The organism is Flammeovirga sp. EKP202 (assembly GCF_014534745.1).
In the GTDB taxonomy this organism is placed as follows: domain Bacteria; phylum Bacteroidota; class Bacteroidia; order Cytophagales; family Flammeovirgaceae; genus Flammeovirga.
Map to the genome: position 1 here is coordinate 37,451 of NZ_JACVVP010000040.1, position 22,432 is coordinate 59,882.

Here is a 22,432-nt window from a genome sequence, read left to right on the forward strand (position 1 = left end):
TGTCAGTGTTGTTTAGAAGTTTAATCGGAAACCTGTTGAGTACAATGCAGCAATTGGATAATTACCTTTATCTAAACCTCTTGAAGACACGCCATTGCCTCCCACTTCAGGATCGTAACCAGTATATTTTGTAAATGTTAAAGCGTTTTGTGCTCTTACAAAAATTCTAAACTGATCAACTTTCACTCTTTTCAACATACTTTTTGGAAGACTATAACCTAAGGTAATGTTCTTCAATCTCAAATAAGAACCATCTTCTAACCAAAGGTCTGTATCCCCTCTAAAATTGGTTGTACCTTGTTTCAAGTCACCTCTATACGCTGGAATATCTGACGTTGGGTTATCTGGTGACCAAGTATGGATTTGATCCACATGTCTACCCTCAGAATAAGCCATTAGCTTACTACCATTCATGATTTCATGGCCTACTGCTGCATACCAGTTCATCATAAAGTCCCAGTTTTTCCAACGTAAGTTGATAATCAAACCTGTTTCAAAATTAGGTAAACCACTACCTGCGTACACCTTGTCAGCTTCAGTGATTTGACCGTCACCGTTGGTATCTTTGATGATCAAGTCACCCATTTTTGCTGCAGGGTTGACCTTATTGTATTCAGCAAGTTGCTCATCTGTTTTGATGATTCCGTCCGTTCTGTAAAGGAAGAAAGCACCTGCTTCATAACCTTTCGCAAATACCGTAGCTCTTGATTGGTTTACAGCACCCCAAATCAAACCTTGATCTGCTGTATAAACGAAATCTTCTGTATTCATATTCGTGATTTCGTTTTGATTACTTGAGAATGTACCCGTAATCGTCCAATTCAATTTTTTCGATCTACCTTTATAACTTAAAGCCAATTCATAACCTTTATTGACCATGTTACCCACGTTAAGCGTCACTAATTTATCATTGTTTCCTCCTGATGCAGTACCTGCTGATGATGGCACTTCAATTGGGAATAACATGTCTTCTTTTGTTGTATGGTAAACGTCAGCGTTGAATGTTAAACGGTTACCCCAGAATGCCATATCTACACCAATGTTGTTTTGGATTGAAGTCTCCCACTGTACATTAGGGTTTGCAAAAGCAGCTTGTGCAGCACCTGAATAAATCTTACCATTGAAATCATAATCATAACCTCTTCTGATCGTTGGAAGATCTGAGTAAGGTCTGAAAGATTGACCACCTACGTTACCATGTGATGCTCTAATCTTGAAAATGTTCATTGTTTCCTTAGCACCTTCGAAGAATGGCTCTTCTGCTACGTTCCATGCTACTGAAGCCGATGGGAAGAATTTGAATTTATTGTTTTCAGCAAATTTTGAGTTACCGTTATAGTTACCACTTAATGACAATAAGTATCTTCCTTTGTAATCATATTGTAAACGACCGATTGTACCGATCAATTTGTAGACATAATTGAAACCTGGAGTTACAGCCGTCTCTAAAGTGGCAGAACCAAAACCTGGCTTAGAATTATCTACAATACCTCTTCTTGAAACAGTATGACTTTGTCCGCCATATTCTTCAATTGATCCGCCTAGCAATGCTGAAAAATTGTGATCTCCCCATTTTTTATGGAAATAGAATCTACCATCCCAGCTAAAACTTGTACTACGTTCTGTTTGCTCAGAGTAATAAGAGTTATTGATATCTGAAAATTCTTTCCCCGTATTCTCATTCACAATTTTGAAATAAGGATTGAAACGTGAACGGTTTCTGTTCAATACGCTACCACCACCGTTTGTTGTGAAAGATAACCAATCAGTAAAGTCATATTTGATACTAACGTTTCCTGAGAAACGATCTCTATCTTCAAGGTCTTGGAAATACAATGATTGGTATAAGAAGTTGGCTTGAACAGCCTCTTGATCCGATGCACCTGCGTACACATCTTTGCTAGGATCTACAGGAGCCATGTAAGGCTTATAACGAATTGTCTGCGTCAATAAGTTACCTGAAGGTCTTTGTCTCTCTTCCGTTGAAATGGCAATAGATGAAGTGATTGTCCATTTTTTAGACTTATAACTTGAACCACCACGTAAGTTGAAACGATCAAACGAAGAGTTGATCACGTTACCTTCTTGATTAAAATAACCACCAGTTAAGTTGTAAGTAAATCCTGAACTTGAACCACCCGTAATGTTTAAGTTGTACTGTTGCGTAGGCGCATAATCTACAAATACCAATTCATCAAGATTATTATCATTTAAGAAGTTGTTCTTGTTTCTTTGGATAAACATGTTGATTTCATCATCTGAAATACCTGGGTTCAATGCTCTTTGCTCCAAGATATCAAAATAAGCTTGCTGTGATGAATTCATCACTGGTGTGTTGGAAGTAATCTGTCTTACACCATAGTTACCATCAATTGATACTTTCAAGTTTCCTTGATTACCAGTCTTTGTTGTGATTAAGATTACACCGTTAGCACCTCTTGTTCCGTAGACCGCACATGAAGCTAAATCTTTAAGGATATCAATAGACGCAATCTCGTTAGGTGCTAATCGAGGATCTTCATTTTGAGGAATTCCGTCAACAACATATAACGGTTGGTTAGCACCCTCTACGTTAGATACTGTACTTACCCCTCTAATTTGAATCACTGATCCTTCACCTGGAGAACCTGAAGCTGATGTGACACTCACACCCGCTACTTGACCTTGTAGTGCATCACCAATATCTGAAGTGACAAAGTTGTCTAATGTTTCAGATTTGACGTGTGCTACAGCACCTGAAATTTCTTTTTTCTTTTGCTCACCATAACCAATCTTCACTACCTCGTCAAGCATTTCAACATCACTTTCTAGCATGATGGTTATGTTCGATTCTGCATTTACATTAAATGTTGTTGGTTTCATACCAATAAAAGTGAAAACCAAAACATCACCTTCACCCACCAGAATGGAGAATTTACCATCAAAATCAGATACAGTACCCTGTTTGGTTCCCTGTACCATAATGTTTACACCTGGTAGCGGTAAATTGTCATCTGCACCTAGTACTTTACCGTTCAGTACTCTGTCTTGTGCCAATGTATCATTCGTAAACATTAGTGTTGACAGCAGTGCAAGTAATAGTATACTCCTATAAGAGAATAAGTTAGACAAGTAAGTATTCATGTTACATTTCATTAATAAATTACTTTAAGTACCCGAACGAAGTTCTTGTTCTTGTACCATAATTGTAAGTTCTGCGATAAACCTTCAATTATATGTTACCATTCATTTCACCTTCGATTAGAATCATTTCAATAGAGTATTCTTCTTTAAACTAGTTCTTCTAAAAAATTTTGAGTTGGCCACATCAATTAGAATAACTCAATAGTATTGTTTTTCTAATCTGTTATCAGACAAGTAGTGTTTGAAGTAAAAAACGTTTCACTAAAAGCTCCGTGCTTGTGTTAAATAACAATATAAAGGTAGAGAGAGATCAAAATTTGAAGGTGACTATAAATCAATAAAATGTTTTTTGAAGTAAAACACCAACATAACTAACTGAATATAGGGTATTTAATAAGTATCTATTTTTCATATAATTAAAGTGATTAAGTCAAGAAATTAAAGTTTAAAAAGTAAGACACCACTAAAAGCGATGTCAATATGTAAATCAAATTTAAGAAAACAGAACAAATATTTACATTAATTAAGATTTATGTTAACCGGGTAAATATTGTATTTATCTTATACAAATCAAATTTTATTTAAATGTTGTCAACGGATAAAAAATAATAGCTTAAAAGCTTTGGTAAAAATAATGTATTTTTTACATTTATGACAGAGTATTTTTTAAACTGTTCTAATTATTTTTATTGAGTTGGGTATCATATTTTTAATAGATTTTGTCCCAATAAGACCGTACGCATGAGAAGAATTTACTTTATTCAACTGTTTTTACTACTATTATTTTCACATATAAATATAAGTGCCCAAAAAACGAATACTACTAATAATGGATTAGTGAATTATAGTATCAACGATGGTGTTTCGCACTATGGGGTTACTGCTTTATTGAAAGATCATAAAGGATTGATATGGCTTGGTACTTATAATGGACTGGATCGGTTTAATGGGTATGAATTCCAAAATCATAGAAATTCAGATTATAAAAAGATCTTAAGTGATAATAAGATTAGATCACTGTATCAAGATCAGAAAAACAATATATGGATTGGTACAGAAGATGGTTTGAATATCTATTACTATGATCAACAGCGTTTTGAAACCATTCCTACAGATAACATTTCAAATTCTTCCGATCGACCTTGTGTCATTGCGAAGATTGTTCCTCTCAAAAATCACATTGTTTGTATTACTGAATATGATGGTTTGTTGTTCTTCAACCGTGAGAACTATCAATTAGAAAGGGTACATCACATTGAGGTCAAAGATAAATCCTTCCGATATGTTTTTGATGCTATGCCACTCGGCGAAGATGTGATCTTAATCTCAACGGCAAAAGGGTTAATCTCTTATGACTCCAATAAGGATGAACACGACTATATATTAAAAGATCACATATCTTCATGCAAGGGTATTACCTTAGACGATGATAACAATATTTTTCTTGCTGAATATAACGGTATTAGTCTAATCAAAACCAACTTGATCAATGGGCAATACCAATTCCATTACATTAAGAAGTTTTTTCAGAATGCCCGTTTTCTCCATTTAGATATGGATGACAATAACAATCTTTGGTGTGGTATGCTATCAAAAGGTTGTGCATTAATAAAGAATCCAAAAAGACTAAAAGAAAAAACTCGATTCAGAAGAAAGAAAGCAATCCGCTATTTTGATATTGGAAGGGTAAGCGATATCTTCTCTACCAAAGAAGATAATGAAATATGGATCAGCTCATTGAGCAATGGTCTTTTTGCTTTTGATAAGGTGGCTTCTCCTTTTAAATATGCAGATTTAAATACAGCTGAATTAAGAGGTCGAAATTTCAATAATAAAATCTTAGAAGGGTGTGTTTGGGATGAAGAACACATCTTGTTGAGTTCTTACCTCAGAGGATTGATCTATTTTAATACTAAAACAGGAAGACTTGAACCTCTGCCTCAAGAGTTTGATCAAATGCCAATTCCACAAGCATGGTCTTCTGTTGTGAAAGATAACCTTGGGGGGAAATGGTTGAGATTTACCAAAGAAAGAGGTAGTTGGTTTTATCAAGCTCCTGATGAACACCAAAAATGGATAAGAGTCAAATCTGAAGACATCCCTAAACTTACTTTTTCAAAATTAATACAAGTACAAGTGGATCAACACGGCTTGTATTGGATGGCAACAAACAATGGCCTTTTCCGCTTTAAAATGCAAAATCCTGGACAACTGATCTCAGGCGATGCATTAAAAGGCAATCCAAGAATTCAGCTTACTGAAGCCAATCAGTTCAAAACACTGATGATGGATTCATTGAACCATACTGTTTGGGTAGGTACTACATTAAATGGACTTTTACGCATTGATAATCAAGCTGACCAAAAGTTAGACGAAATGAGTATCAGTCAATACAAGTACGACCCGAAAGCCAAGAAATCATTGCCTTCCAATCACGTGTCTAATATCATTCTTCTACCCAATGGTTCTATCTGTTTGGGGTTAGAAGGCAAAGGAATCTGTATTATTAATGATGTTTATAAGGATAATTTGAAATATGATTGTTATTCAGAAAAAGATGGTTTGGATAACAATATCGTCAAAAAAATCATCTATGATACGGATGATAAATTATGGATCACAACAGATAAAGGGTTAAACCTTTTTGACCTGAATACTAAAGTGTTTAAACAGTTTACGGTGGAAGATGGTGTACGTGCCTATGCTTTTGAAAATGTCGGTTTCTTACAAAATGAGAATACCATAATTTTTGCGGCCGGTAATGGAATATGCTACTTTGACCCGTCTAAAACTGAAATTAAAAAGCCTATTCCTCCTTTTAATTTTGGTGATTTAGTATTGCTCAACACCACCGTTCATGTCAATGATACCATCGACAATCGTGTCATTTTGGATAAGCCTTTAGATCAAAAAGAGAAAATAGTATTGCAGTATGACGAGAATAATTTCTCTATTGAATTATTACTACTGCATTATTCCAACTACCCATCAAGTTACAAATTAAAGTACCGTTTGCTTCCTCAGGATGAAGAGTGGATAGAAACAACATCTGCTTTTAAAAACGTTTCTTTTAATGGATTAGCTCCAGGAAAATATACTTTGGAAGCGATGGCTTCAAATTCCAAAAACCGTTGGACAGCTCCGTTAAAACTAAAGATTGAGGTAAAACCTCCATTATGGAAAACTTCATTTGCCTACTTCTGTTATTTCGTCACGCTTTGTATTATAGTGTACATTGTGATACGCTTTATGCTAAATCATACACACTTAAAGCACGAATTAGAATTAGAGCATATTGAGCGTTTACGTGTGGATGAACTCAATAAAACGAAGGAACGAATCTTCATGAATATTTCTCATGAATTTAGAACGCCAATTACGTTGATTACGGGGCCTATTCAAATGCTCCTTAAAATGTTTGCCTCTAATAAAGATGCCTTCGTTCATCTTGATCTTATCAACAGACAATCCAATAAGATGTTACAGTTGGTGAATCAAGTGCAAGACTTCCATAAAGCCGAGCAGTCTATTTTGAAGTTAAAATCGAAAAACTTTGATTTTACTTCTCTTATTATGGACATCAAAAAGGATTTTGAATCACTTGCTGAAAAACAAGAAAAGCATTTAGAAATTGAAGGAGACGCCAACCAATTATTTATTACGGCAGATCGTTATAAAATTGAAATTGTATTGAACAACTTGCTCAATAATGCTTTTAAATTCACAAAGAAAGGTGATACCATCAAAATTAAGTACGGTTATGATGAGAATGCATTATTCTTCCAAGTGATTGATACTGGTATTGGTATTGAAAAAGCTCAAATTCCTTTTGTTTTTGATCGCTATTATCAATCAGAAAATTCTAACACCTACTCTATTGGTTCGGGTATTGGCTTGGCATTCTCTAAACGTTTGGTTGAAATGCACTTTGGTAAAATCAGTATCGAGAGTGAACTGAATGTGGGAACTACCTTCTCTGTTTCACTTCCTGTTGAGGTCAATGCCAAAGATGCATTGAACGAAAACAGAATTCAGGATATACTGAAAAACGAAACTGATGAAGAAAAGCAAAAGATACTGCCTACCACTTTGGAACTTCCAAGTTATCTGATGGATGAAAGTTTGAAAGAACTCAATGTATTTTATGTAGAGGATAACGAGGAACTTAGAACGTTTGTCAGTGATGTTTTATCTGAGTATTTCAATGTCACTTGCTTTGTAAATGGTAAAGAATGTTTGGAGAAGCTTGAAAACGAATGGCCGGACCTTATCATCAGTGATATTCTTATGCCTGAGTTAAATGGTTTGGAACTTTGTATGAAGCTGAAAACAGATATCAGAACGAGTCATATTCCAATTATTCTTCTTACTTCAAGATCCTCTATTGACGATCAGGTCAAAGGCCTTGAAGTGGGTGCCGATTTCTATATCTCAAAACCTTTCGATATGAAGCATTTAATTGCTTCTAGTCAAATGTTATTGAAAAACAGAAAGCAATTAAGGGAGCGTTTCCAAATTGATTTTCCTGTTGAAGTTGAGAAGAAAAACACCAATAAAGATGACGCCATTTTTATTGAGAAATTCTATGAACTGATCGAAGAAAACCTTGAAAATGAAGACATTGACATGAATGTATTCGCTAAGGGCCTCTATCTTAACCGTACCACTTTCTTCCAAAAGGTAAAAGCAATTACGAACTACACACCATATGAATTATTGAAGGTATATCGTTTAAAAAAGGCTGCTGAATTTTTGGTGCAGGAAAATCTCCCTGTAGCAGAAGTATGTGTCAGAACCGGCTTTAAAAACCGCACACACTTCAGTAGAATGTTTAAAGAATACTATGGTGTTTCACCGAGTAAATATGGGAAAAGTTTAGAAGAGAAAGAATAGTCCAAACACCATGTTGTAAATAAAAAAAGCTGTATCAAAATACGATACAGCTTTTCACTTATTAACCTTATTATATTCTATTTACCAAGTTAAATATAGATTTTACTCTGTGTAATTGTTCGTCTATGTTATAGATTTTATAGGTAGTTATTAATTATTTTGAATAAACTATATTTATAAGTAATCACGACATCATATAGATTGTTATATCAACAATTATTTATGAATGAATAGATAAATTAAATAATTTGTTTGTCTAGTTTAGTTAAGAAGTCTTATTATGATTAATTATCTATACCAAATGTAGGTTTATATGCTTAACAAAAACCTTAATTTTAATTAATTGAAAATATAAAATACTGATTACCTTCACCTTACTACACAAAAATTAAAACACCTTTTAATCAAAATATTATCATTATACAAAAATCTCCTCTTTTCATACTTTGAAAGGAGGAGATTTTTTATCAAGTAACACCTTAATTAATAGGGGTAAATATATTGTAAACTACTAAATATCCTTTTGAGCCAATTCCGTTAGGTATTCAATACGACGAGGTACTAAACCTTCGAACTTCGACCAGTGTGCCTTTTCGATTGTTTCTAGGTCAATCTTCATTCCCTTAGCATCCATCAATAAGACCACTGTATTTAATATAAAATTGGTTTCGATGGGATCTTTACATTGATCTAAAATATCAAGTATTAAAGGTTTTGGGTCGATTGTTTCGGTAAGCCCTAAAAATTCTGTTGCACGTGTTCGTACCAAAAGGTCGGGATCAGAAGCTGCCAATTGTTTTGCGGTTGCATAAAAAGGGGATGCTTCTTTTCCGTATGCACTGCAATTGATTAAGGCCCAATAACGCTCCATGGCATCATCAGAATGTAATGCTTTCTCTATTCCTTTTTTGGCTTTTTTGAAAGGTAAAAGTTGTAAGTCCGCAAGGTTGATTAATTTATTGATTTGGCTTTTATTTTCTTTGCCAAAAGCGACTCCATCTCCTTTACTGAGTTTTAAAAAAGTAGGTTCTGGATAAAATGATAAATCAGGCATTCCTTTAACACGGTCATGCATTATTTTTCGCATTTCTAATAACACCTTCTTGTAAGCTGGGTCATTGGCCAGGTTATTGATTTCATGAGGGTCATTTTCTAAATCATACAATTGCTCAGGCAAACGTGATCGATAAAAAGCCTCCTGTACTTCTTCCAACTCTCCTTTTCTCGCTAAATCTCTCCACTCTCTGAAAGCCGGTTGTTTGTAACGGTAGAAATTATGTAAACCATCAAAATTAAACGGCTGATAGCTTCTCCAATAACTGTATTTCCCTTTTCGGAGGAAACGTACCAAATCATATTTTTCATCAAAACGATCCGCATAACCAAATGCCTCATCTCTCTTATCCAATTCTTTTAAAGTCACACCCTCACCTAAAAACGGCTTTCCATCTATTTGCTCTGGTACTGGAATTCCTGCAAGGTGCAATACGGTGGCAGACAAATCAATAAACTCTACAAAGCCATCCACTCTAGAGCCTTTAGGAGCGGGTGCCAGGTGTTTCCAATTTTCTGGAACATAAACCACCATAGCCACTTGCAAGCCATCATTGTGAGCATAACCTTTTCCTCCCGGAAGCACTCCACCATGATCTCCATAATGGAAAATGAAAGTATCATCCAACAACCCATCTTCTTCCAATTGTTTTACAATCTTACCAATTCTCTTATCGACATGGTGATTCAATGAAATATACTGTGCATACTTCTGTCTAAAAATTGGTGTATCAGGATGGTAAGGAAATAAATCAACATTATCAGGTTCTCCTATATCTTCAACATGCGATTTAAGAGGTCCAAACATTTGGCTTTCATGTGTGTCTGCAAAATTTTGAACATGAAAGAACGGTTGATTGGGTTTTCTATTTCTAAAAGTTGCTTTCTTAGAGCTTTCATCCCAAACGCCCTCAACTTCCTCTTTTGTAAAGTTATAATCCTGCTTACTGTTATTGGTTGTATAATATCCAGCCTCTCTAAGGTATTTTGGGAACATTTTTAACCCTTGAGGCATATGAACTTTCTCCTGCGGACGGTGAAAATGCACACCTGTTTTTGGAGCATAAACACCTGAAATAATTGTACTTCTTGCCGTTGAACAAACTGGAGCATTTGAGTAGGCATGATTAAAAACCAACCCACCTTCTGCCAATTTTTCAATATTCGGCATTGGTGCTCCATGTTCTGGATTGTACAGCCTGTACCAATTGGCTGAATTATCCTCAGAAGTGAGCCAAACGATATTCGGTCGCTTTTGTTGAGCAAATAATGTAGTTTGCCAACAGATGGCTAAAATTAAAAAAAGACCTTTGTAATGATATTTCATTTCATTTTGAAGTTTAGTAGTCAATTTGATCAATAAAAATAACAAACACGTAGAAATGAATGGGTAAATTTTCGGTAAAAGAAAGGTGACAAAATTACTCCTCCTTTTATTTCTCTATCATTAAAAGTGAAAGCCCCCTTCATTACCATATCACATAAGAGAAATCTATATCAATATAAAAACAATCAATTTTACAAATACCCAATCCCGCCGTATGTTTGTATCGTAATCAATCGGAAAGCGGTTGAAAAAACTGAAACAAACATCAATCAAAAAATATAAAACTATGTCACAAATCGGAAAACAAGTAGTAGATTTTAAAGTAGAAGCCTTCGAAAACAACGACTTCAAAACAGTCACTAAAGAAGATATTTTAGGCAAATGGTCTATCTTCTTCTTCTACCCTGCCGACTTCACTTTTGTGTGTCCAACAGAACTAGAAGACCTTGCTAACCTTTATGAAGATTTCAAGGCGACTGGTACTGAAATTTACTCTGTTTCTACAGATACTCACTTCGTACACAAAGCATGGCATGACACTTCTGAAACAATCAAAAAAATCAATTACCCAATGCTTGCTGATCCAACAGGAGTGCTTTCAAGAGGTTTTGAGGTAATGATTGAGGAAGACGGAATGGCAGAAAGAGGAACTTTCATCGTGAATCCTGAAGGTGAAATCGTTTCTTATGAAGTAGTAGCAGGTAACGTAGGTAGAAATGCAGAGGAGTTATTGAGAAAATTGAAAGCGTTACAATTTGTGGCAGAGAACCCTTCTGAAGTATGTCCAGCAAAATGGAAAGAAGGTAATGATACATTAAAACCAAGCATCGATCTTGTAGGATTGATCTAAGGTATAAATTTACACCCCAGTATTAGACATAAGTAATAGTTAATTATACAATAGTTTGCTTTTTAATTAGCCTAAAATCCTATCTCATTGAGGTAGGATTTTTTGTGTTTTTATCATCCACATACATTATCTGTACGACGAAATAATGAGCCATTTTACACTGTTATTCCTTCCAATACTGTTTAAAATTGAAATTCAAAAAATGATTTTTAATAATGTTATAAGATTAACTTATAGCGGCATAGGAATAATCGATTTTACAAATATTAAAAGTCAACGTATGTTTGTAATGTAATCAATCGGAAACAATTGATAGAAAGAAATTTGATTTAAAATATCAATCTTAATGGGTTGATTAAAAATATACACACTCCCAAGTTTTAGACATTATTATATATACAATAGTTTGCTTTAATTTAACTTAAAATCCCACCTTACTAAGGTGGGATTTTGTGTATATAAGAACTAAGAGAACATTATCATTAACTTTCAATCAACCCTTCTACAAACTTTAATAGGATCTACTTTCAAGCCTCCTTCTTCTTCATTTTTTCTATTGCTGAAAAAACGAAGCAAAAAGAGTAGCAACTCCACTGGCGCATATGTTAAGCGATAGCGTCATTTGTGTCCTAAACATCAATAGAAATCTCCTGATTTCTAAATATTCGAAACTTAGTTTACTATCTTCTTAAAAGGCAAAAAAAATCCTACTCCAGGGAAGCAGGATTTTACTCATTTTAAAATGTCTATTCACTTAATGCTATGAAATACTAGTGCTTATTATTTTTCAAAGCTCTTCTCTCTTTCTTTTTGATATTGGCTTCTCTTTGGATCTTTTGAGTAGCCTTAATCAAGAATTCTTCATCATCCTTTTGCTTGTAAAGTTCCAGCATCGGATCTTTAGTAGCCTGCATACTTCTAACCATTTCTTCCTCCATTTCCTTTTGCTGTTTAGCATATTCAGGATTTCCAGCTAGGTTATTTAGTGCATGAGGATCTTCGCTAAGATCATAGAATTCTGAAACCGTTCTAAAAAGGCAGAAGTTGACTCTATCTTCACGGTCTTTATCACCTTCAGCGGCTGCTTGCATTGCTTTAAAAGAAGTACCGTTAATAGATGATGTCTTATACTGTCTTCCACCGACAGCCCAAGGGTTGAAAATATAAAGGTAGTCTTTTGATTGAACCGCTCTCATAGTGTAAGCTCTGCTACCAATATTTTCATTGTAATGCGTATAAACATAATTTCTATCTGTCTGTTTTTTCCCTTTTAATAATGGGAAGAAACTCCTACCGTCTAATTTCTTAGGTGCATCAATTTTTACCGCCTCCAATAATGTAGGCATCAAATCTACCATTGAAATAAGGTGCGTCTCATCTACTTTTCCTCCTTTAATGCCTTTTGGCCATTTTACAATAAATGGAGTTCTTGTTGATTGAACGTAAACATTGGATTTAGCAAAAGGGAAAGCCATTCCATTATCAGAAAGGAAAACAATAATCGTATTATCAGCAACGCCTTCTTCTTCCAAGACTTCCATAAATGCACCTACAACATCATCACATCTTCTTACTGACGAATAGTAAGCCGCCAATTCTTTTCTTACTTCAGGAAGATCTTCTAAGAAACCTGGTACTTCAATTTCTTCTGTAGTATAAATTCTTGAGGGACGTTTCTTTCCACCTCTTTCATAATTGGGAGCATCCTCAAAAAATGGTCTGTGGGGGTCATGTGAGTTGGCCATCATAAAGAAAGGGGCATCACCTGCTTTTGCTTGCTGTACAAACTTCTGGAAATGGTCTCTATACAACTGTGTACCACGTCCACTGCCAAGGTCTTTCGCATCTTGTTCGTAATCCCAAATGTACTTGTCTTTTGGAGTAGAGTGGCTTACTTTTCCTAAAATACCCACTTCATATCCTTTTGCATTTTTCAGTTCTTCCGCTAAAGTTGGAACAGAGGCTTTTGTATTGTAAAAACCTAAAATACCACTATTGTTAGGGTATCTTCCTGTACCGATTACACCTCTTGAAGGCTGACAAACCGCTACCGTTACGTGGGCATTGGTAAAACGAACACCTTCATCAGCTAGTTTATCCAAATTAGGTGTAATGTCTTCCACGTTACTGCCGTTTACTCCCAACGAATAATAATCCATATCATCCGCTGTGATTAATAAGATATTCGGCGTTTGTCCTTGAGCTACTCTAGCGCCGATGCAAATTGCTATCGCTATCGCAATTTTGTAAATATTTTTCATGGTTTAGTTTATTTTTGATGGTTTTACTTTGATATCTTTTAATTGATAATCCACTGGCAATAGGTGGAAATGCTGATCTGCAGTACCAATCACCTCTTCATTATGGTAAATCGTGTAGGCGTTTACATTAGGAATTGGTTTCCAAACCAGTACTTGCTTGCCTTTTTGGAAAATACTTTTGTAAACCTGAATATTCTCCACTCTTACCGTTTCGTTATTTTTGATTTCCTTCTTCTGAACATTCCACCAAATATCATCCAAATAGATATCTTCATTGTTCACCAATCCTTCAAATGAAAGTTCGATACCTTTCGACTTCATTCCTTTCCAATCGGTGAAATCAAAAACTAAATCTTGCCATTCATCATTACCATTGTATTCTTTATGGGCGTAGGCAGAAACATTGCCTTTTTTGTCATCGATCATGGTCAAGTTCAAACTGAATTTTTGCTTGCTCTTCACTTTAATATGTGCCACCTTATTTCCTCTTTTCATCATAGGAGAATGGCGGGCACTTAAGAAATATTTCTCATGATGCTGGTCTACTTCTAAATGTAAAACCTTATTGGACGTATTGATTCCCTCTTTTGCAGGATTTTCAACCACCATTACATCTGCGAATTCTTCACTTGCTAGTTTTTCAGAAATCAATTCTTCAAAAGTAAATTGATTCTCCGTTTTATATTTTCCGATAGCCGCAGGATTCCAACCCCATGAATAAGGTGCATTTTGATAATCCCATTCTTGATACACTTTCAACAGACGCTCTACTTGCTCAGGGTATTGATCGTATACATCTTCTTTTTCATAAGCATCTTCAGTTAAATGAAATAACCTTACTTTATCACTGTCTTGGTCATAAAATAATTTCCAATCCTGATCACGTACCCCCCATTTATTGGCATTTTTCCAATACAATTTATCATGTGGTTTTTCAGTAATTTCATTAGAGATGTAAGGCAATAAATTAACACCTGATAATTCTTGTGTTGACTTCGCATTGGCCAATGATAAGAAGGTCGGCATAATGTCAAGGCTACTCACCATCTCATCGTATTTTTGTCCCTCTTTGATCATTTTCGGGTAATACATGAAATAAGGCACCCTGATTCCTCCATCAAAAAGAGATCCCTTTGCTCCGTTCAATGGCAAGTTGTAGGATGCATTTTCGTGTGGTTTTCCACCGTTGTCACTGATGAAAACAATCATTGTATTGTCCATCAAACCTTTTGTTTCCAAAGCATCTACAATTCTACCTATATTCTGATCCATCACATATTGCATGGCTACCAACTTTTGTCGCTTAGGATCTTTGATATGTTTGAATTTTTCTAAAACCTCTTCAGGTGCTTGTAATGGAGAGTGAACGGCATTTGGTGCCCAATACATAAAGAAAGGTTTTGCCTTGTCCTGCTGTAAAATATATTCTACGGCTTTGTCGCCAAACAATGATGTCAAATAGCGATTGGGAGTTTGGATGGGCTGATCATTTTCTAAGAAAAATTGTGTCGCATGATCTTCAAAATAATAAGAAGATGCACCTCCAAGGAAGCCATAATAGTAGTCAAAACCTTTACCTGTAGGAATGAATGAGTTGTCTTCTTGTCCTCCTAAATGCCATTTTCCAATCGCCGCTGTATTGTAACCTACTTTCTTTAATTCCTGAGCAATAGTAGGGTAATCGTGACTAATTCCCGGCACAATCTCTGGAGAAGGACGGAAAGGACCTGGATTATCTTTAAACCCAAAACGTTGTTGGTATACACCTGTCAACAACCCTGCTCTTGATGGAGCACAAACTGGAGCTGTAACATATCCTTCAGAAAACTGTACTCCTTTGTTGGCTAAAGCATCAATATTGGGAGTAGGGATATCCGTACGCAGACCATGATAACCAACGTCAGAATAACCTAAATCATCGGCTATGATGACAATAAAATTGGGTGTTTGTGCCCAAAGGTAACCGCTTCCTAAAAGCAGTACCATTGTACTTAGTAGTCTTGTAATTTTCATATCATTCAATTGGTTTTTAAGAGTATGTTTGAAACATCCTCTAAGCCATTTCAAACAACTCAAAAGTTGGTAGTAGTAATTTATTTTCGTTGGCAGACTTTACTTTAGTCTTGAATTTCGCAATCGTATTTCTTGACATATCAAGCTGAATTCCTAGCTCAATATTGGTAAATTCATTTTCGTGATAACGGAAGATATACGACAGGTAAAAGGCCTTGGTCAAATCAAACTTCACATGATGGAAGACCGTGTTGCTAGTCACTGATTCTACATAACCACACTTTGAACAACGTCTTGAAAACTGTGTACTTCCCGAAGTGTTATCGTCATTACATTGCTTATGATTTTGGCACTGCTTACAAGTAAAACCTTTTTCCCATTTTTGTTTGTCCAAATACCTTTTGCATGACACCTGATCTGGAAACAATTCCATAAACTCTTCCAGGCTGATGATTTTATGAACAAATCGCTTTTCCCTTTCCTTCTTGATTCCTTCTTTCAGCTTACTATTATTGACATCGAGCGTTCGGTTGATCATATTTAATCGCTCCGATTTTTCTTCCAGTTTACGGTAGGCCTCCTTGAGTTTTTCTTCACTTTGCATTAAAGAAATCGTTCTTTCCCTTACTTTTTCTTCTAGTTCTTCGTTGACTTTGTTTTTCAGAGAAACCGTTTTTTCTTGTTCTTCAATGACCTTCAATTGCATCGCTTCTGTCTTTTTCTGATGCTCAATCACCTCATCTTTAGATCGTTGTTGTTGTTCTTTTATAAGACGAAGTGTGTCATAAAGTGCATACGAAAAAAGTAGCATTTCTAAGAAAATGGAAAAACGCAATATATACTGTGTAACTGGGGTTAAAGGAATAATTCCAAAGATCTTTAACACCTGAAAAATAGTTCCAATTAAAATGGCCGCCAATCCATAAATATAGAAAGGGGAAACCTTCTTATTCTCAAACCTTAGTTTCGCAACAATAATCGTCAGCCCAACAATGGTGACAATCAACATGGTATCGCTTAACTGAGAATTGAAATGAAATAAATCCAAGATCAAAATAAAAGTCACAATGCCCACCAAGTAATTCATATAATGAAAATACTTTACGGTTTTCGCCTCCTGTTTCATCATTTCTTTAATGAAAAAGATCAGCGAAAGTGCCGCTGCATAACTTAATAGTGTAATGACATAATTATTGATGCTGGGGTTATTACTCCATATAAATTGGAAGCCCGTTCCATCTGTTGAAGCATTAAAAACACCTACAGTGAGAATATGTAAAATGTAAACTAAATACTTGGATTCTTTAATACTCAACCAAAGCATAAAGTTGTAGAAAGACATAATAAGAATGGCTCCATAATAGATACCAAACCAAAGATACTCTAGTGTAGCATGCTTAATCAAACGTTCTGTACTACGGATATTGACATGCAGATCCACTTTATGATTGGATTTGACATTGATATAGATTGGTTTTGTGTAGTCTATATCGTTATTTAATGGAATGATAAAGTTTTTATGGAAGTAAATTCTCTGATCAAAAAGATAACTATCCCCCATAAACTCCTTTCTGATTTCACCATTTTTCTGCGGTAAAAAGAATACAATTTCATCAATAGATTGATCATACAATTCAAGTGTCCATGACTTGCTGTTATGCTCTTCTATATCGATATATAATTTTAACCAATAGGCAGAATTAACATTGTAAGATTCTTTAGAGTATCTCCCAATGGTATTAAAACCCGGTGCCTTCAGTATCATTTCTTCGTACGTTATCAACCTTGATGAATCTTCCCAATACGGAATCTTCTCCAAGTTTAATATTTGTTCATCCAATGAATCATCCAATTGTACAGTAAGTTTGGTCTCATTTTCAGAAGCGTTGGTAGTTAGAAATGATAATGCACAAAGCAATGTAAAAATGTGCCTTTTTATCGTGAATCTCATGAAAGTAGTTTCAGTTCTTAGCACATGTTGGGGGCTTCATTTTCATGAAAACCCAAACATGTTCTTATAGTATAAAAATAGATATTTTCTATCAAATTTAGGTGAATCATTAGGAAGTGTTAAGCTGATAAGTGAGACTTAAAACATACACTTTTATCTCCCTAATTCTTCCAAATATTTTTTGACTTTTTCTCTGTATTTTGGAGTTAAACCACTATGGTTGGTGACTTTTGTATTCTTTTGATCCCACTCTTGAAAAAGGTGCAATAACTGCTTCACTTTTTCTGGGTTGCTAGATGCAATATCCTTCCATTCGCCGGGATCATTATTCAAATCATACAACTCTACATCTCCACTTCCTTGTTTATTATTGATGGATAATTTCCAGTCTTGATATCGTACCGCAATGTCTCCATCTCTTGCCCAAAATAATGGTCTTTCTTCTTCCCCATCAATTAATTCTAAAAGGTCTTTCCCTTCTAATGCATCACTTCCCAAACCTTTACCAATCTGATTTAAGATAGTGGGCAAAACATCCAAAGAAATTACTGGGACTTCAGAATGTTTATTTTCAGGAAAATGTTTTGGATAATGGGCGATAAAAGGAATTCGGATTCCTCCTTCATAAGTAGATCCTTTAAAACCATTGAAAGGTCCTGGTGAAGACATGGTTGTTTCTCCTCTTTTCTTACGTCTCGGTTCTTTAAAACCTTGACCTGCGGGAGTGCCATTATCACTGATAAAAAATATGATGGTATTATCATCGATCCCATTTTCTTTCAGTGCTTCTCTTATTTGACCAATCCCCACATCCAAAGCATAGACCATTCCCGCAAAATGTTTTCTTTCCTCTCCTACTTCAAGATGATCCAAAGCATCTACGTATTTTTGAGGCACTTGCCAAGGGTGATGCACCGCATTGTAAGCTAAATAAAGGCAGAAAGGATTTTCTTTATTTTTATCAATAAAAGAAATGGCTTTTTCTGTAAATAAGTCGGTCAAATACCCATTATCATTTTGAATAGGAGGTTGTATTTCTCCGTTTTCATAGATGGGTTTCAACAAACTTCTTTTTACATTTTCATCTTTCCCCGATTTTGTATAATCATGTGATCCTCCTAAAAAACCATAGAAGTAATCTACTCCACGTTCGTTAGGCATTAATCTTCCTTCTCCTTCTCCAAGGTGCCACTTCCCAATGGAAGCGGTTTGATAACCTTGTTCTTTTAAATAATGGAAAAGTAGTTTTTCTTCATTTGGAATACCGTGCTTACTATTACCAAAACATCCAAAACGCTGTTGGTATTTTCCAGTGATCAACCCTGCTCTTGAAGGTCCACAAATTGAGGCTGTAACATAACCTTGCGAGAAGTATACTCCTTCGTTTGCCAGCTGATCAATTTGAGGAGTATGGATTGTATTTACTCCGTGATACCCCACATCTCCCCAACCCATATCATCTACAAAAATCAAGACAATATTAGGGGGTGTTTTAGCTTCTGCAAATTGTAATAGGCTCAGTACTATAAAACTTAGTAAAATCGACTTTTTCATAATTATTGTATCTATTTTGAGAGTGAAGAGGTGGTTTTTATTGTGCAAAATTTCAAAGTTCTACTTCCAAACTTCCTTCTTCTTCATTTTTTCCATTGATGAAAAAACGAAGCAAAAAAATCTAGGCTTAGAAGTCAAAAGCTAAATTCCATTCCTTTCGCCTAAATGATTTTAAACTCGCTTTGCTCAAACAAGAAAATCATTTTTAACGGCTCATTCCATGAAATTCTTAACGCTTTTCCCTTCAAGGCCGGGAAGTACTACCTAACGAAAATGGTAGTCAGCCCAATGGCGCGAATGTTTAGCGATAGCGTCATTCGTGTCCTATAGATCATCAGAAATCTCCTGATTTCTAATCACCATAAAAACCCTGAAGTTGTAAAAACAGGCCCCTATTTCATTTAGGGACCTGAATAAATAAACTACACTAATCGATTTCTAAAAATCTTCCTTTGATCTCTAATTCATCAATACCCATATAACCTCTGTTGACAGCTGAAGTCAATCCATGAACTAGCACTACGACTACTCTAAGATCTTCTCCTTCGAAAAGGTTACCATGTTCTGAAGAGTTATGGATAAATAATTTACTTTCTCCTGCTTGATGGTCTGCTGAGTTAAATGCCAATGTCCAGTTTTCGTAGACGTTGTTGATATTGCCTGAAGTTAAAGCTTCTTGGTAAGCACTTTCGCTTACTACTCTTGCTTCAATTCTTTGCTCACCACCAACACCAGTGATATTATTAAACATCGCTCCGATGTCAACCGTCATTACTTCCATACCTTCTGTTGGTAATGAAGGCGATACAATGATATGTTTTGCTGTAGAAACTCCGTCGTAATTTCTAGCATAGTTTCTTGTAATGAAGTTTTCTTTACGGTCTGCATCAGGGTGGTTGTTTCTATCAATCGCAATGTTCCACCATGTTTGACCGCTTGGTAATTCAGGTCCTTCAATCTTTATGAAATCCATGCCAACAAAAGTGAATTCATCTTGATTATCTGGTTTTAAACCTTCTTCAATATTCATTACAAACATATCACGCTCTACAATTTTCAGCGTTTTTGTATAAAGTATGAATGAAGGGTTATTTTCAGATTGACCATACTCATTTTCAGCACTGATTGTGATTTCATAATCTACCTCTTCCAGGTTTCCTCTAATATTGAATCGACCATTTGCATCAATCGTGATTGTTGTTGCAGAAGGCAATGCTGGTGAAGTTGTGATATTAATATCTGACATAAATACGCCTTCTGCCATTACACTGATACTTTCCAATTGAGTAGTCAGTGGAGTACCCGCTTCATCCATAAAAATGATGATAGAATCTTTCTTTGTCTCTAAAGAAAGTTCAGGGCGTTTGTCAACTAACATTACTCTGAAAGCATCTTCAAAAGTAGATGTTCCATATTCATTGGAAGCCATCACATTGACATGGTACCTCCCTAAAGCCGTTTCATCTGTCGGTTCCAAAGACAACTGACCTGTTTCGATATCAATCGTAAAAGGATTCAATTCATCTGAAACATCAATTCTTACAGAATCCTCAAACCATGCCACACTTTCAATATCAAAAGTGGGCGTTCCTTGAGAAATCACTTCTGGAGCATCACCTTGTACACTTCTATTGTGTGCTACAGTGAGGTCATTTCTGTGATATAATAGGTTTTCTGGAGCGACATTCGGTACATCAAAATCCACTTCATGGTTGGTAAGGCAACTTGTGATGACGAATGCGAAAACGATATATATTAATTTTTTCATGATTCTAAGATTTATAGATTACCAAAGAGGGTGTTGGTTGATGTTGTAATTCAATTGTAATTCTTCCGTTGGAATAGGGAAAACTACGTGCTTCTCTTCACATCTTTCACCAGGGAAAGCCAAGTGCTCCTCGTTGTCTGGACGGAAATCTTTATTTGATCTCACGTTTCTACTTACCTCCTGCATGGTCTCTTCTAAAATTCCCCAACGCACGAGGTCAAATCGTCTATGTCCTTCAAAACACAACTCTCTTTTACGCTCATCTTGAATCAACTTCATAAAGTCTTGATTGGCATTACTCAAACCTTGGCTCAATGAACCTGCATTAGCACGTGCACGAACCGCTTCAATATCTGCTGTAGCTTGTCCACCTGCACCGTACAATAAGTAACTTGCTTCTGCACGCATCAGAAGAATATCACTGAAACGTAAGATAGGGAAATTAATAGACGTTCTATCTTTGATAATTACACCGTTTTCTAATGTTTCTACCGTTCCGTCTAGCTCACCGTTATGGTCTCTACCTCTGTCTAATCTTCTCCATTTACCTGGGAACCAACGCAATTCGTTACCAATATTTGTTGCTACAAACTCATCGTTTCTGTAATTGAAACTGAAGTTAGCGCAGTTCCACTCATAACGTGTATCATCTGCTCCGTATGTGCTTAGGTGCATTGATGGCGTGATGTAAGCGTGACCAATACTGAATGGCATTGTACCTGTAGTCAACTGAATTTGAACACCGTTGAAGTTACCAATTCTACCTCCTAAATCACGACCTTCAGTTACCGTAAAGTCAACTTCCCACATTACTTCTACATCTCTACGAATACCTTGGATTTGGTTCATAAAAACCTCTTTGTAATCAGGTAAAAGTGAATGGTAACCAAATTCTGTTACTGCATTGGTATGCTCAATTACTTTTTGAAGACAAACATCACGGCCAATATCTCCACCTTGGATTCTTGCTCCTGCCATTGTCAAGTAAACACGCGCGGCCAAACCGTGTGCAATCTGCTTACTTACTCTTCCGTATTCTTTTGGACGGTCATTTAAAAGTGTAATGGCTTTGTCCAAATCTTCAATGATCTGATTGTACACTTTTGGAGCTGGCGTGTTGGGTAAATTCAACATATCCAAGTTGCCATCAATATCCGTAAAGTGATCCAATCTTAATGGAATGTGCTCCCATACTCTTACCAAGTTGAAGTAGTATAACGCTCTCAATGTCAGACCTTCTCCAATCATTAAATCATGATCGGCTCTTGATAAATTCTCAATAGTATCTCTTTCACTTAAGTTCTGAATCAAGTCATTGACTCTGTTTACACCTCTGTAACTTCTTGTCCAGATACGGTTCAAGTCAACGTCTGATTCATTGTAAGACATCTTTGTCAATTCGTGATTGAATAAAGATCTTCTATACAACATTTCATCCGTTCCCACATTGAACCAGATCGAGAAATCTTGATCGTAGATATCTCTTAAAGATCCATAGGCACCTGATAGTGCGAGGTAAACTTGTTTGTCGTTTTTATAATAATCATCTCTACTGATTTCATCTTTTGGTTCCATCTCCAGGAAAGAACAAGACGAAATGATCAAGGCTATAAGTATTAATAAATTATTTTTCATGGTT

At 35.6% G+C, this 22,432-nt stretch carries 10 protein-coding genes; 2 read left to right on the forward strand and 8 right to left on the reverse strand.

What is annotated here, in order from left to right; all coding sequences use genetic code 11:
• Positions 1 to 12 precede the first annotated feature (12 nt).
• Positions 13 to 3,123 carry a TonB-dependent receptor gene (locus IC221_RS20920; RefSeq protein ID WP_188170825.1) on the reverse strand — a complete coding sequence of 1,037 codons (3,111 nt, stop codon included), beginning with the start codon at positions 3,121 to 3,123 and terminating at the stop codon, positions 13 to 15.
• 741 nt (positions 3,124 to 3,864) lie between these two features.
• On the opposite strand from IC221_RS20920, the gene IC221_RS20925 reads away from it, so the two are divergent.
• On the forward strand, positions 3,865 to 8,016 hold the full coding sequence (locus tag IC221_RS20925) for a response regulator (RefSeq protein ID WP_188170826.1): 4,152 nt from the start codon (positions 3,865 to 3,867) through the stop codon (positions 8,014 to 8,016).
• A 511-nt stretch (positions 8,017 to 8,527) separates the two neighbouring features.
• Here the strand turns inward: IC221_RS20925 and IC221_RS20930 are convergent.
• Positions 8,528 to 10,396, reverse strand: coding sequence for a sulfatase (locus IC221_RS20930; RefSeq protein WP_188170827.1), 1,869 nt, complete (start codon positions 10,394 to 10,396; stop codon positions 8,528 to 8,530).
• Between the two features lie 286 nt (positions 10,397 to 10,682).
• On the opposite strand from IC221_RS20930, the gene ahpC reads away from it, so the two are divergent.
• Positions 10,683 to 11,246: an alkyl hydroperoxide reductase subunit C gene (ahpC, locus tag IC221_RS20935; protein ID WP_188170828.1), complete on the forward strand. Its 564-nt coding sequence runs from the start codon at positions 10,683 to 10,685 to the stop codon at positions 11,244 to 11,246.
• A gap of 770 nt (positions 11,247 to 12,016) precedes the next feature.
• On the opposite strand, the gene IC221_RS20940 is transcribed toward ahpC, so the two are convergent.
• From IC221_RS20940 to IC221_RS20965, 6 genes are all read right to left on the reverse strand, one after another.
• Positions 12,017 to 13,507: a sulfatase gene (locus tag IC221_RS20940; protein WP_188170829.1), complete on the reverse strand. Its 1,491-nt coding sequence runs from the start codon at positions 13,505 to 13,507 to the stop codon at positions 12,017 to 12,019.
• Positions 13,508 to 13,510: 3 nt separating this feature from the next.
• On the reverse strand, positions 13,511 to 15,520 hold the full coding sequence (locus IC221_RS20945) for a sulfatase-like hydrolase/transferase (RefSeq protein ID WP_188170830.1): 2,010 nt from the start codon (positions 15,518 to 15,520) through the stop codon (positions 13,511 to 13,513).
• Positions 15,521 to 15,560: 40 nt separating this feature from the next.
• On the reverse strand, positions 15,561 to 17,471 hold the full coding sequence (locus IC221_RS20950) for a 7TM diverse intracellular signaling domain-containing protein (RefSeq protein ID WP_188170831.1): 1,911 nt from the start codon (positions 17,469 to 17,471) through the stop codon (positions 15,561 to 15,563).
• Positions 17,472 to 17,624: 153 nt separating this feature from the next.
• Positions 17,625 to 19,025 carry a sulfatase gene (locus tag IC221_RS20955; protein WP_188170832.1) on the reverse strand — a complete coding sequence of 467 codons (1,401 nt, stop codon included), beginning with the start codon at positions 19,023 to 19,025 and terminating at the stop codon, positions 17,625 to 17,627.
• Positions 19,026 to 19,452: 427 nt separating this feature from the next.
• Entirely contained in the window at positions 19,453 to 20,793 is a 1,341-nt protein-coding gene (locus IC221_RS20960; protein ID WP_188170833.1) for a hypothetical protein, read from the reverse strand.
• A gap of 18 nt (positions 20,794 to 20,811) precedes the next feature.
• Positions 20,812 to 22,428 carry a RagB/SusD family nutrient uptake outer membrane protein gene (locus IC221_RS20965; RefSeq protein WP_188170834.1) on the reverse strand — a complete coding sequence of 539 codons (1,617 nt, stop codon included), beginning with the start codon at positions 22,426 to 22,428 and terminating at the stop codon, positions 20,812 to 20,814.
• Between the last annotated feature and the right edge of the window lie 4 nt (positions 22,429 to 22,432).